Origin of the sequence: Larkinella humicola (assembly GCF_008727875.1) — a bacterium.
Taxonomy (GTDB): Bacteria; Bacteroidota; Bacteroidia; order Cytophagales; family Spirosomataceae; genus Larkinella; species Larkinella humicola.
In genome coordinates this window covers 1,272,856-1,285,433 of record NZ_VTWS01000001.1, presented here as the reverse complement: position 1 = coordinate 1,285,433, position 12,578 = coordinate 1,272,856, and the positions used below count along the sequence as shown (strand labels likewise).

Here is a 12,578-nt window from a genome sequence, read left to right as displayed (position 1 = left end):
GTTAAGATGGTTTTGTAGGCGTCATGCCGGTCGTAACCGGCACGACGCTACCGTTTCGCTGATGAAGATATTGTTTTATTTTAAAGGTTGGTACAACGCTTTCTTGTTATCCACGCGAATCACCAGGCGGCAATCGCCAACCTGCCCCCGGGTTTCGTCACAAATCCCGTCGTGGAACGCGTCGAAACGACGGCCATCGTTGGTCTGAACCACAAATTTCAACTGAAACGTATCGTTCAGCACCAGACTCGTTGGCGACACCCCAACGGCCGCAGCGGCTTCGCTGGCTTTGATGGAAACCGTCGCCGGGAAGGTCGAAAAGGTCTTCCACAACTTGTCGGTGGCTACCAGACGGCTGGGCAGTGGCCCCAGCGAACCGCTCGGATACAGACAGCCGACACCGTTGCCACAGGAGGTCATGGATGCCGCCAGTGTAATTTTGGGGCTGTTCAGGCCGATCCAGACTTCAATGGCTTTGACGCCGACGCCCTGACCAAAATCCTCGCCACTCAACTGAAACTCAAAATCCGTGGTCGCCAGATTCGTGACGTCAAAATACGCTTTGGCGGCATTGACCTTCGCCACCGCTACCGCTCCGGCGGGAGCCAGCGGAATGGGATCTTTGGTCTGGCAGGCGTCTGAAATGACCAGCGCGGTTAAGAACAAGGTTATATAAACAAGTGATTTCATATGGTTCTGACGGTTTTTGATACCGTGTTTTAAGTTAGTTATCGTTTACGGTTTTCGGTCTACCGTTTACGGTGGCTGACGCCTGCACAATAAAACGCGTCAGCAAGTAGGCGTCAGCCACCGTAAACAGTATACCGAAAACCCGTAAACCGTTTACAAATCCCAGAAAACCGGGGTTACAAAATTGTTCTGGGCCGGGGCCGCCGTGTTGGTGTTCAATTCACGCTGTGAATACGTAAACCGCAACGGGAACGGATTCAGGGGCGAAATCGGGGCCATCAGTGTCGGGATGCCGGTTCGGCGGTAGTCGTTGTACGATTCGATGCCGTTGCCGAATAGCGAAATATACTTCTCTGTCATCACCACCGACAGTTTTCCGGCTGCCGGAGCCGCATCGAATTTCGCCAGCCGATCAGTCACGAAGTTAGTAATGGTCGTGGCCGATAGCTGCGTGCCGGAGTTACCCGGAGCCTGCACAAAGCTGTTGATGCTGTTGAGATTCAGTGTCATTCCGTTTCTGAAATACTCTTTGGCATCCCCCGTTGTGCCGAGGGTCAGCGCGGCTTCGGCCAGAATAAAGTTGACCATCGAAGCGGTAACGATCGGAAAAATACCGGCACCGGTGCCGTCAGCCGTGGTTACCACCCGGAAATTGGCCGGGGAATTGACGCCCGCATTGGTCAGAAAAACGTTGGTAGCCGGTAAATTGCTGATGGGATTGTTGTCATATAAACCGCCATACGGATAAAGCCCGAACGTGGCCCGAACGGCGTTGTCGGCGGGAGCGCCGGTGGGATCTCCCGTAAAGCGACCGCCGTACCCATTGCTGGTCCGGGTGAAATTGACCCCGGCATTGTTGGTCTGGCGATACACATAATAGCGTAGCCGCGGATCATCGGCATTGTACAGACGCTCCATGAAGCCCTGATCCATCCAGAAATCCTTCGTGGCGCGGTAGTCGCTGATGTGAATCGGGTGGCGGTTTTGGGGGGTCTCGGTCGCGCCAAACTTGAAGGTAAAATCCTGCGCATTCGTCAGAATCAACTGTCCACCGGCAATCAGGGCGTTGATTTCCTGCTTCACCCGCGCCTGTTCGCTCGGAACGAGCCGAATCTGATTCAGGAGTTTCAGTTTTAAACTGTTGGCCGCCCGAATCCAGCCCAGCCGATCACCCCGGTAGAATAGGTCCGCATTGCCCGGCGATACATACGGTGTCTTGTTCAGATCCGCCACTGCTTCGTCGATCAGCTTGAAAACGGCCGCGTAAATATCGGCTCCTTTGTCAAATTTCGGGCTGAGGTTGCCGTCACCCTGCGACGCTTCCGAGAACGGCACATCACCCCAGAGATCGACCAGCACACTGTAGACATACGCTTTTTCGAGTTTGGCGATCCCAACATAGCTCCACTGGTTTTTGGCGGTGCCTTCCCGGATGATGATTTCCAGGTCGTTCAGGGCTTCCGAGTAAATACCGTTCCAGGGCGTTTGGAAAGTCGAACCGGTCAGTTCGAAGCGACTGGGACCGTTTTGGGTGGCGTGTTGCATGATGACCGTCGCAATGCGGTTGGTGGCTCCCCCGCCGATGTGGACGCCAATGGAAACCTGCGTGGCCGGAAGAAGCAGATCCAGCACCGGTTGCGCCGGGGTGTTCGGATCGACGTTAATGTTCAGAAAGTCATTGCAACTGCTGAACGTGAGCGCGAAAAAGGCTCCGAGAAACAGTTTAAATATCGTCTTCATAAATAAGTTTCGGTAAATGTTGGAGAGAAAACCGCATCAGAACGTAAACCGCAGGTTGACGCCGTATCGTTTGGTGGTTGGAACCGCCACCAGTTCGAAGCCCTGGGCATTGCCCGCACCCAACGAATTTACTTCCGGATCGAAGTTCATGTACTTGGGAAAGTTGGGAGCTTTGTACCACAGGTTGCGGCCGCTGAGCGAAATCGTTGCCGATCCGAAGGGGGTTTTCGCCAGCCACAGCGCCGGAATCTGGTAGGCGAGGGACACTTCGCGCAGGCGGAAAACCGTCGCATCGAAAACCCGGAACTCGTCGGCGGTTCCCTGACTGCCACTGAAAGCACCCGTACCGAAGTAGTATTCGTTGACCGAAATCGGGATGTTGTTGGGTTGTTTCTTACCGTCGGCCGTCAAAATGGGCAGTTTGGTGTTCGGATCGCCCAATACGCCCACCGGCACCAGCACCTTGTTGCGGTCTTCGTTGTCGCGCGTGATGCCCCGGCTCAACATTTCAGCCACCGAAATCGACAGCAGATCTCCCCCCTGTTTCCAGTCAAACAACGCACCGAGCGTGATGCCTTTGAAGGTGAATGTATTGGTAATTCCCATCGTGAACTTCGGGTTCGGATTGCCGACCGGTCCCTGGCGGTCCGCCAGAATGGCCTTGCCGGTGGCCGGGTTGATCAGCAGATTGCCTTCGTCGTCGCGCAGGTAATAACTGCCCCGAATCAAACCGTAGGGCTGGCCCACGATGTGCATACTGCCGATCGTGTTGGTCGCATTGGCCTGACTGTAATAGAGTTCGGTTGCGCCACCCAGATCCAGCACCAGGTTTCGGTTTCGGGTGAAAGCCGTGTAGATGTTCCATTTGAACCCGTTGGACAACTGGATCGGCGTGATGTCCAGACCAAGTTCAATGCCTTCGTTGCGCACTTTCCCGAGGTTCACCACCCGCGTCAGATAACCGGATGAAGGGGCCACATCGACCGTGAAAATCTGGGACGTACTGATCTTGCGGTAATACGTCAGGTCGATTCCGATGCGGTCTTTCAGAAAACGCAATTCGGTACCGGCTTCAAATTCGCGGATAAACTCCGGTTTCAGCGTGGCACTGCCCAGCCGGTTGCTGTAGGTCATCGCGTTGACGCCGTTGAACGGGGCCAGAATGTCGACCGGGCCGGGGTGGGTGAACGATGGGTTGATGTTGTAAACCGTTTGGGTCTGGTACGGACTGGCTTCGTTGCCAACCACGGCATACCCCAGGCGAATTTTACCGAATGACAAAATCGCCGGGTTGGTTTTGAACAGCTCCGTGAAAACAAAGGAACCGTTGACGCCCGGATAGAAGTAGCTGCGGTTTCCTTTCGGGAGGGTCGAGGAGATGTCGTTCCGGGCGACCACGTTCAGGAAGGCGAAGTTGCGGTATGACAACTGGAAATCCCCGAAAAACGCCATAAACCGTTGTTTGATCAGGTTTCCGCCGAACGTCTGCTGAATCCGGGTGTTGTCGAGGTCGTTGATGCCCGGCACGATAATCCCGTCGCCAAACACGAGCTGGCGGTCGGTCAGTCGCTGGTTGACGTTGTTGCCGATGATGGCCCGCAAGCTGAAATCCGGCCCGAAATCCCGGGTTGCCGTGATGAGCAGGTTGCCATCGAGTTCCTGGCGGTAGATGTTGTCGTCAGTGACGTTTCCGTTCGGATAAATCTCACCATTCTTCCCGTTCACGCTCCGGCGACGGTCGGTGTAGGCATTGAACCCCGCCGTATACTGGACGTTCAGCCACGAAAACGGATCGAATCCAAGGGTGAATTTTCCGTAATACCGGTCGACCTTGCTCGTAAACGGACTGTTTTTGACCGACCAGTACGGGTTATCGATCCCGACCCGGTCATACACACTGCCGCCGGTCAGCGGGTTGGTGTTCGGGTAGTTGGTCAGGTCGTAGCTGTTGGGCGTCCACGGCAGAATTTCGATGGCCGAGGGGCCGTTCCCGATGCTGGACGTAAGCTGCGGGGAGCGCTGGTCGATGTTTACGTACGTCAGTGACCCGTTGAGGTAGAAGCCGTTGTCCAACTGCGCATTGCCGCCGATGTTGAAACTGGTCCGGTTGATTTTATTCTCGGGAACAATCCCTTTGTTGGCCGTCCGCGAAAAACCGGCGGTCAGGCTGGCTTTTTCGTTGCCCCCCGAAACACTGAAAGCGTTTTCGTAGACAAAGCCGTTTTCGTAGAAATTCTCAAAGTTCTGCTGACCAAACGGTTCGTATTTGACCTTTTTGTTCGCCAGCTCCGGGAAAACCGTTGGAAGACGAACGCCGATGGGGTGGAGGATGGAGTCGATCTGGGAATACGGCGCTCCCCAGGTACCAAATACGCCATAGCGCGTATCCCACTCGGTTCCCTGACCATACGTTGTCTGGTATTCCGGTGCTTTGGCGAGTTTCTCGTACGAATACGAAGTGTTGTACGTGATCTCCAGGCCCTTTTTTGACTTCTTGCGGTTGTTTTTAGTCGTCACGATGATGGCCCCATTGGCCGCCCGCGAACCGTAGAGGGCTGCCGCAGCTGCCCCTTTCAAAACCGTCATCGACTCGATGTTGTTGGGATCGAGGTCAAAGGCGCGGTTGGTGAAACTCGCCCCGCCCTGCTGACCGCCATCGGTCAGAAACGAAGAGTTGTCGAACGGCACTCCATCGACAACGAACAGGGGCTGGTTGTTGTTGGAAAGCGACGAGTTTCCGCGAATCGTGATGTTGGTTGAACCACCGGCGGCCCCGCCCGATCCCTGTACGTTGACCCCGGCCACTTTTCCTGAGAGGGACCGAAGCGGGTCCGGTTCCGAAATCTGGGCAATTTTGCTGCTGTTGATGGTGCTCACCGAGTAGCCCAGGGCTTTCTTTTCCCGGGTAATCCCAACGGCGGTAACGACGACTTCGGTCAACTGCTTGGTGTCCGTTGGCAGCGAAACGTCGATGGTGGTTTGGGAACCGATGGTCACTTCCTGGGTCTGGAAGCCGATGGAGGAGAAAACGAGTGTGGTGGCACCCGCCGGGACGTTAATCTGGTACTCGCCCTGTGCGCCGGTCACCGTTCCAATTTGCTGGTTTCCTTTTACCGACACCGTCACGCCTGGCAAAACCGTGCGTTCTTCGGCAGTAATGACCTTACCACGAATGGCTTTCTGCTGAGCGTGGCTCAGGAAGGCACAGAGTAGCAGGAAAAATGTGAGTTGTACACATTTTGTCATAGAATTTAATAGAGTAAGTGAAAAATAGGTTAGGTACAGTTCTGGACTGATTATTTCAAAATAAACACAATATTTGGAATAACTGGTCTTAAATAGAACAATTTTTTTTAAAAATTCTATATTTTAATATAAAATCATCAAATATTTAAACCTGTTTTGTGAAATTTGTTGAAATTATATTTGAGGATGGTATGGGCTATTGTATTTGAATTGTACAAAAAAATAGCTGGGACTACAGGGTAACCGTTAGTAGTAATTTGCCGTGACCTCTATACGTTGTATGCGTCTCTATGTGGAAAATCAATATCTTCACAGTCCATCAAGTGCAGAATTTGTGGAAAATCAGTTGAAGATTTTACTGGAAACCTTTCCCCGTTCGGGGCAGGTAGAGTGGCTGGGGATTCGGCCGCAGAAACACGGCGCCATCGAAGTGGTTCGTGAAGTCGAAGTTTCGGAGAAAAAGGGATTGCTGGGCGATCACTACAGCGGGCGGAGCGGCAACCGGCATGTGACACTGATTCAGGCCGAACACCTGCCGGTGGTGGCCGCCCTGACCGGGCGTGAATCGCTCGACCCGGCTTTGCTGCGGAGAAATCTGGTGATCGGCGGGCTGAACCTGCTGGCGTTGAAAGACCATCAGATTCAGATCGGCGATGCGGTTATTCTGGAAATTACCGGACAATGTCACCCCTGTTCACGCATGGAAACCAACCTGGGGCCGGGCGGTTACAACGCCATGCGCGGCCACGGCGGGCTCACGGCACGAGTTGTCCGGGGTGGTAGTATTCATTTGAATGATCCGGTTACGGTCTTAAAAACCGATCAAACCGGGACCGAGCGGCTGACCAATTCCTGAAACCGGTCTGGTGTCAGTTCCGTGAAGTCACGGATTACTTCGTTGGCTCCCATTCGCAGCAGTTCTTCGACCGAGTCCGTGGTGGCCAGTCCGATCACATAAGCGCCCGCAGCTTTGGCCGCCCGGATGCCCGTGGTTGAATCTTCAAAAATAATGCTCTCGTGGGGTTCGACGCCCAGCAGTTGCATCGCTTTCTGGTAGATTTCCGGATCCGGTTTCGGTCGGCTGACCTTGCTTTCGTCGAGTAAAACCGTAAACCACGAACGCAGAGCGAGCGCATCCATCACAAAATCAAGGTTTTCGAGCGGGGCTGACGTACCAACGGCTGTCAGGATGCCGGCATTCCGCAGCGATTGGAGGAAGTCGATCAAACCGGCCACTGGTGCAATGTCGGGCTGATACAATTCCCGAAACAAAGCTTCCTTTTCGGCGGCCAACTGCCGGGATTCGGCATCCGACAACGTGCGATCGGTGAAGAGGTGCGTCAGAATCTGGCTGTTGTGTTTGCCCGAAACGTACTGAACAAAATCCGCATCGGACAGCGGTTTTCCGTAGCGTTCAAAATACTGGCGCCAGGCCAGGCGGTGGTGGGGATTGGTGTCGACAATGACACCATCCATGTCAAAAATGGCAGCTTTCATGAAAGGATCTTGAGTGAATATAGAGCGGTGAAACCGTGTTTTGAGTGATTGATCAGACGTTTACTTTTCGGGATATGAAAGCAGAAAGCACCAGCACGACGACGACCAGACCCAGTCCGTAGGCCAGCCCGTAGGCTTCGGCCACAAAACCGATGACGGGCGGTCCGGCCAGAAAACCGATGAAACTGAAGGTCGCAAAAGTGGCTAGACCGGTGGCTGCCGGAATGCCCGGAACGCGCATCGAAGCCGTATACAATATGGGCGCAATCAGCGAACAACCCGCGCCCAGCAGGGTAAATCCCGCCAGCACCACCAGCGGAACCGGAACCAGAATGGCCAGCAACAGCCCCGAAGCCGCCACCAGACTACCCACACTCAGGATGCGTTTGGCTCCGAAACGCGGAATGATGGCGTCGCCCATGAACCGGCCAATCGTCATCGCCAGTGAAAAACAGCCAAAACCCAGCGCGGCAATTTGGCTGGAGGCACCGGTTGATTCGTGGAGGTAAACGGCACTCCAGTCGAGGGCCGCCCCTTCGCCCATGGCAACGGCCAGACCAATAAAAATCATGAGCAACAGCAGCATATTCGGTTTCACGAAAGCCGCCGACGATTCGGTGGGTGGTTGCGCCGGGATCGTCGCCAGGATGGGACGCAGCGCAACCGTCAGCAGGAGCAGCGCGATGGTGACGGCGAGCATGTGGATGGAGGGCGAAACGTGAATGGCAATCAGAATGCCGGCCAGCAGCGAACCAACCATACCGCCGAGGCTCCACATACCGTGGCAGGAAGACATGATCAGAATCTTTTGTTCCCGTTCGACATCGGCTGCGCAGGTGTTCATCGCCACATTCAGCAAGGCCGCACTCAGCCCCACCAGAAACAAACCAAAGGCCATCAGGGCTACGTTGGGGGCGTTAATGGGGATCAAGGTGCTGAAACACAGCACGAGCGCACTCAGGAAACAGGTTCGGGCGGCCCCCAGCCGGGCAATGATCCAGCCCGTTAGTGGGTTCATGAGCAGCAGCCCGACCGGCATGGCAAACAGAACCATGCCCAGACCGGCGTCGGTCAGGTGCAGTTTTTCTTTGACGTAAGGGATATGCGCCACCCAGCCGCCCAGTGACAGGCTTTCCGTGGTGAAAACGAGTCCGACAGCCCGCGCCTGCGGATTGGTAAAAAATGTTTGGAGGCTTCGAAGGAGGCTTGGTGTGGTTGACGGTTTCTCGTCGAGCGTGATGTTCATTGGATTCTGATTCATTCCGGTTACAAAAGTAAGGCGGTTTTTTTACTTCTATTTTCGTTTAATTACCTTATTTTGGTGCTGGATTGATTTATTATCTCAATATCATGTTTCCAAAATGTTAACAGTGCATCTATTCGATCCTAAACAATGAAACCGCAGTTTGAAAAAATAGAACCGGAATTCGGGAGTTCGTTCCGGCTGATGCACCACACCCAGCCGGACAGTTGCTGGGTTTACTGGCATTATCACCCCGAATACGAGATCGTGTACATTCCGCGCGGCAATGGCAAACGCCACATTGGTCACCACGTCTCTACCTATTCTGATGGTGAACTGGTGTTTCTGGGGCCGAATCTGCCGCACCTGAATTTCAGCCACGGAATCGTCGGGGAGTTTGAGGAAATTGTGGTGCAGATGCGCGAAGATTTTCTGGGGAAGGATTTTCTGCAAAAACCGGAAATGGAGGCCATTCGGCGGTTGTTCGAGCGGGCACACCAGGGCATGTCATTTTACGGGCAAACCAAGCAGCATGTGGGGCAGCAGGTCGCGTCGCTGGTGACGCTGCCACCCTTTGAACGGATGCTGGCGTTGCTGACGATTTTTCAGCAACTGGCGGTTTCGACCGATTACCAGATCCTGAACGCCGAGAGCATCAGCCTCGATCTGAACGGCCGGGAGCAGGAGCGGATCAACCGCATTTATGGATTTGTGGAAACCAACTATGTTCAACCCATTGACATTCAGGATGTCGCTTCGTTGGCCAACATGACGGTGCCGGCTTTTTGCCGGTATTTCAGGAAAATGACCCAAATGACGTTCACGGATTTCGTCAACGAGTTCCGCATCACTCAGGCCCGCAAGCTCCTGACCGGCGACCGTAGCATCGGCGAGGTCTGTTACGAAAGCGGTTTTAACAACCTCTCGCACTTCAACAAAGTTTTCAAACAGCGAACGGGGCAGACGCCGGGGCTGTATCGCAAGAGCCTGGCATTGTGAGTAGAACGAACCTTTCCGGATGACCACTCGCTAAGACGCCGGGCCGGATGCGTGATTTTTGTCGTATACTTGCCCCGGTATGACCATTCACCAAACGATAAAAGTAGCCGTCGATGCCGTGGTTTTCGGGTATCGAAACCAGGCCCTGCACCTTCTGTTGATTCAGCGAAAGCTGGAACCGTATCGGGGAGGCTGGGCGTTGCCGGGCGGTTTTGTGTTGGAGGACGAGAGCCTGGAAGCCGCCGTTCACCGCGAGTTGAGCGAAGAAACCAATGTTACCATTAATTACTTGGAACAACTTTATACCTTCGGTCAGCCCAATCGCGATCCCCGTTTCCGGACGGTTGCCGTTGCCTATTATGCCCTCGTGAAGCCGGAAGCCTTTGCCATTGCCGCTTCGACGGATGCTGACGATGTCCGCTGGTTCGACGTTCGGGACCTGCCCGATCTGGCGTTTGACCATGCCGAAATCATTCAACACGGCTTGCAACGTCTGCGCGGTAAATTGAGGTATGAACCCGTTGGATTTGAGTTGCTCAGCGAGAAATTTCTGTTCTCGGACTTCGAAAAACTCTACGCAACGATTCTCGACAAACCCATCGACCGGCGCAATTTCCGGAAAAAGGTGTTGAGCTTCGGGCTGTTGACAGAACTGGACGAAAAACGATCCGATGGGAAAGGTCGTCCGGCGAATCTGTTTCAATTTAATGAAAATCAGTACTTTAAGATGAAAGAGTGCGGTTTTTACTTCGAGCTTTGAACGAACGGTTTACCGTTTGCTCAACAGTTGGCAAATAAAAACCGCAAAATGTAGTTACTATGTAGTTTGTTTTGTTGATTTGCGTAAAAAATACGCAAAATGATTTATCTACACCTTTCTCCCGGTTTTGAGCCCTACGGTCCGTCCGTGCCGTTCAAGGCGTTCACTTTCAATGGGGGAGAACCACACCTGAAATTAAGCGGGCCTTTGCCCGAAACCAGCGTACTGATCACGACCCGCCTGAACACGTTTCAGGATGTGGGCCTGCTTCTGGTGGCAACGGATGCCCTGCGCCGGGCCGGTGCCGAACGCATCAGCCTCTTTGTTCCGTATTTCCCCGGAGCCCGCCAGGACCGGGTTATGGTGCCGGGCGAACCGCTGACGGTTAAAATCTACGCCGATCTACTGAACGCCCAGCAGTATCACCAGATTACGGTTTTTGATCCCCATTCTGACGTAACGCCCGCTTTACTTAATAAGGTTCAAGTGGTTGATAATCATCGGTTTGTCGAGCAATGTCTCGCGCAGGTTGGGGATTGTAAACTGATTGCTCCGGATGGGGGTGCGTTAAAGAAAATCTATAAACTCTCCGAAGCCCTGGGCGGTATGGAGGTGGTGGAATGCAGCAAACGGCGGGATGTCAAAACCGGCGATTTGTCGGGCTTTCTTGTATCGGGGCCGGATCTGCAAGGCGCGTCCTGTGTGATTGTGGATGACATCTGCGACGGCGGGGGCACGTTCGTGGGCCTGGCCGATGAACTCAAAAAACACGGGGCCGGTGATTTGTACCTGATGGTCAGCCACGGGATTTTCAGCCGGGGCCTTGAGCCGCTGGCGACCTCGTTCAAACGGGTTTTTACGACGGATTCCATTCGCGAAATCACCCATCCTCTTCTGAATCAAGTCTCATTTTCCAGCTTTTTACCACACCTTTCCAACCAATGACGACCCTCAATCTTTCCGACGGTTACAAAGTAGACCACCGTCGTCAATACCCCACCGGAACTGAACTGGTCTATTCGAACTGGACCCCTCGCAAAAGCCGCCTTGATCAGGTCGATCGCGTAGTTTTCTTTGGCTTACAGTACTTTATCAAAAAATACCTGATCGAGGATTACAACCGGAATTTCTTCGCCCGCCCGAAAGAAACCGTCGTGGCCGAATACAAACGCCGGATCGAAAGCTACCTGGGGCCGGGTGCGATTACCTACGATCACATTGAAAAGTTACATGATCTGGGCTATTTGCCGCTCGAAATCAAAGCCGTTCCGGAAGGAACGCGGGTGCCGATGCGGATGCCGATGTTTACCTTCAAAAACACCCGCCCCGAGGAATTCTGGCTGACGAATTTTCTGGAAACAATCCTGTCATGCATCCTGTGGTTGCCCTGCACCAGTGCGACAACGGCCTTCGAATACCGGAAAATCCTGGACGGCTATGCCGAAAAAACAGGTGGTGATCCGGCGTTTGTCCCCTGGCAGGGCCACGATTTCAGTTTTCGCGGTATGGGCGGTCTCGAAGCGGCTTTGTTGAGTGGAGCGGCTCATTTACTGAGCTTTACAGGAACGGACACCATTCCCGCCCTGGATTTTCTGGAACAGTATTATGGTGCCAACTCCGACACCGAACTTATCGGCGGGAGCGTTCCGGCGACGGAACATTCGGTGATGTGTATGGGGATGCAGGATGGCGAAATTGAAACTTTCCGGCGGCTCATTCAGGATGTGTACCCGAAAGGCGTGGTCAGCATCGTGTCCGATACCTGGGATTTCTGGCAGGTCATTACCGGGTATTTGCCCCAGCTAAAACCGCTCATTCTGGCCCGCGACGGCAAGGTGGTGATTCGCCCCGACAGTGGAGACCCGATCAAAATCATCTGCGGTGATCCGGATGCCCGCGAAGGAACCCCGGAATACAAAGGAGCCATCGAATGTCTGTGGGAGGTTTTTGGCGGAACCGTTACGGATAAAGGCTTCAAGGTGCTGGACTCTCACATCGGGTTGATTTACGGCGACAGCATCAACCTCGAACGCTGCCAGGCCATTTGTGAAGGCCTATACCAGAAAGGGTTTGCCTCCACGAACGTGGTGCTGGGCATCGGAAGTTACACCTACCAGTATGTGACGCGCGACACCTTCGGGTTTGCCGTGAAAGCCACGTATGGTGAAGTGAACGGCGAAGGACGCGCGATTTTCAAAGATCCCAAAACCGATGACGGAACGAAGAAAAGCGCGAAAGGGCTGATTCGTTTGGTGAGTGACGAAACCGGTACGACCGTGATGGAAGACCAGGTGAGTTGGGAAAAAGAAGGAACGGGGTTGCTGGAGACCGTCTTCAAAGATGGCCAGTTGCTGAAAGAACAGACCTTGCGCGAAATCCGGGCCAGGCTGGTAACCCAGTAAG

General features: G+C 53.9%; 10 protein-coding genes. 5 read left to right on the top strand and 5 right to left on the bottom strand.

Annotated elements, in window-relative coordinates; translation table 11 throughout:
- Positions 1 to 75: 75 nt before the first annotated feature.
- The 3 genes from F0P93_RS05520 to F0P93_RS05510 all read right to left on the bottom strand — a co-directional run bounded on the left by F0P93_RS05520 (position 76) and on the right by F0P93_RS05510 (position 5,676).
- Positions 76 to 690 carry a hypothetical protein gene (locus F0P93_RS05520; protein WP_150875273.1) on the bottom strand — a complete coding sequence of 205 codons (615 nt, stop codon included), beginning with the start codon at positions 688 to 690 and terminating at the stop codon, positions 76 to 78.
- A 153-nt stretch (positions 691 to 843) separates the two neighbouring features.
- Positions 844 to 2,430, bottom strand: coding sequence for a SusD/RagB family nutrient-binding outer membrane lipoprotein (locus F0P93_RS05515; protein WP_150875272.1), 1,587 nt, complete (start codon positions 2,428 to 2,430; stop codon positions 844 to 846).
- A 36-nt stretch (positions 2,431 to 2,466) separates the two neighbouring features.
- Complete coding sequence (locus F0P93_RS05510; RefSeq protein ID WP_150875271.1) at positions 2,467 to 5,676, bottom strand: SusC/RagA family TonB-linked outer membrane protein; 3,210 nt, start codon at positions 5,674 to 5,676, stop codon at positions 2,467 to 2,469.
- A 334-nt stretch (positions 5,677 to 6,010) separates the two neighbouring features.
- On the opposite strand from F0P93_RS05510, the gene F0P93_RS05505 reads away from it, so the two are divergent.
- Complete coding sequence (locus F0P93_RS05505; protein WP_225309378.1) at positions 6,011 to 6,532, top strand: MOSC domain-containing protein; 522 nt, start codon at positions 6,011 to 6,013, stop codon at positions 6,530 to 6,532.
- On the opposite strand, the gene F0P93_RS05500 is transcribed toward F0P93_RS05505, so the two are convergent.
- Entirely contained in the window at positions 6,499 to 7,173 is a 675-nt protein-coding gene (locus F0P93_RS05500; protein WP_150875269.1) for an HAD family hydrolase, read from the bottom strand. The two genes, F0P93_RS05505 and F0P93_RS05500, sit on opposite strands and share 34 nt — an antisense overlap.
- A gap of 52 nt (positions 7,174 to 7,225) precedes the next feature.
- Complete coding sequence (locus F0P93_RS05495; RefSeq protein WP_225309377.1) at positions 7,226 to 8,434, bottom strand: MFS transporter; 1,209 nt, start codon at positions 8,432 to 8,434, stop codon at positions 7,226 to 7,228.
- 132 nt (positions 8,435 to 8,566) lie between these two features.
- Between F0P93_RS05495 and F0P93_RS05490 the strand changes: the two genes are divergently transcribed.
- The 4 genes from F0P93_RS05490 to F0P93_RS05475 all read left to right on the top strand — a co-directional run bounded on the left by F0P93_RS05490 (position 8,567) and on the right by F0P93_RS05475 (position 12,577).
- The gene (locus tag F0P93_RS05490; protein ID WP_150875268.1) at positions 8,567 to 9,415 is read left to right on the top strand and encodes an AraC family transcriptional regulator; all 849 of its coding nucleotides are present in this window, start codon (positions 8,567 to 8,569) and stop codon (positions 9,413 to 9,415) included.
- Between the two features lie 79 nt (positions 9,416 to 9,494).
- Positions 9,495 to 10,175: an NUDIX hydrolase gene (locus F0P93_RS05485; RefSeq protein WP_150875267.1), complete on the top strand. Its 681-nt coding sequence runs from the start codon at positions 9,495 to 9,497 to the stop codon at positions 10,173 to 10,175.
- A 99-nt stretch (positions 10,176 to 10,274) separates the two neighbouring features.
- Positions 10,275 to 11,120 carry a ribose-phosphate diphosphokinase gene (gene prs, locus F0P93_RS05480; protein ID WP_150875266.1) on the top strand — a complete coding sequence of 282 codons (846 nt, stop codon included), beginning with the start codon at positions 10,275 to 10,277 and terminating at the stop codon, positions 11,118 to 11,120.
- On the top strand, positions 11,117 to 12,577 hold the full coding sequence (locus F0P93_RS05475) for a nicotinate phosphoribosyltransferase (RefSeq protein WP_150875265.1): 1,461 nt from the start codon (positions 11,117 to 11,119) through the stop codon (positions 12,575 to 12,577). Before prs ends, F0P93_RS05475 begins: the two co-directional genes overlap by 4 nt.
- The last annotated feature ends 1 nt before the right edge of the window (position 12,578 follow it).